The sequence below is a fragment of the Streptomyces capparidis genome, from assembly GCF_054782095.1.
In genome coordinates, this window is record NZ_BAAGTD010000127.1 from 1 (window position 1) to 1,109 (window position 1,109).

The following is a 1,109-nucleotide window of genomic DNA, read 5'->3' on the forward strand; positions in this document are numbered from 1 at the left end:
CGCCGCCCGGTCCCGCGCGATCACCGCGCCCGTCAGGGCGTAGTCGGAGGCCGCGTCGACCTGGGCGAGGGTCTGCTCCCACTGGTCGTCGGGGTAGACGTGGACGGCCAGGATGGGCCCGAAGTACTCGGTGCGGAAGATCTCGTCGGCGGGGTCCTGCCCGACCAGCACGGTCGGCCGCACGAAGTACCCCTCGCTGTCGTCGTACCGCCCACCCGCGACCACCTCGATCCCCTCGGTGGCGTGCGCACGGTCGATCGCCGCCTTGTTCTTCGCGAACGCCCGCTCGTCGATCACCGCCCCCAGGAAGTTGGAGAAGTCCGCCACGTCCCCCATCGGCAGACCCTCCACCTCCGCCACCAGGTCGTCGCGGATCGCCTCCCACACGCCGGCGGGGACGTAGGCGCGGGACGCGGCCGAGCACTTCTGCCCCTGGTACTCGAACGCCCCACGGATCATCGCCGTGCGCAGCACACCGGGGTCGGCGGAGGGGTGGGCGACGATGAAGTCCTTGCCGCCGGTCTCGCCCACCAGCCGCGGATACGACCGGTAGCGGTCGATGCCCGCGCCGACGGTGCGCCACAGGTGCTGGAAGGTGGCGGTTGAGCCGGTGAAGTGGATCCCGGCCAGGTCCCGGTGCGGCACCGCCACCTCCGAGACGGCCTGCCCGTCACCGGTGACCAGGTTGATCACCCCCGGCGGCAGCCCGGCCTCCTCCAGGAGCTCCATGAGCAGGACCGCGGCGAAGGTCTGGGTGGGGGCGGGCTTCCACACCACGGTGTTGCCCATCAGCGCGGGGGCGGTGGGCAGGTTCCCGGCGATCGCGGTGAAGTTGAACGGGGTGATCGCCAGCACGAACCCCTCCAGCGGCCGGTGGTCGGCCCGGTTCCACACCCCGGGGGAGGACACCGGCTGCTCGGCGAGGATCTCCCGGGCGAAGTGGACGTTGAACCGCCAGAAGTCGACCAGCTCGCACGGGGTGTCGATCTCGGCCTGCTGGACGGTCTTGGACTGCCCCAGCATCGTGGCCGCCGCCATCGTCTCCCGCCACGGCCCGGCCAGCAGGTCCGCGGCCTTGAGCAGCACCGCCGCCCGGTCCTCGAACGACA

1 protein-coding gene is annotated in these 1,109 nt (G+C 71.9%); it reads right to left on the bottom strand.

The features are described from left to right. Positions 1 to 1,109 (bottom strand): aldehyde dehydrogenase family protein (locus ACYVO2_RS37220; protein WP_461012557.1); only part of this gene is annotated, 1,109 nt, incomplete at both ends.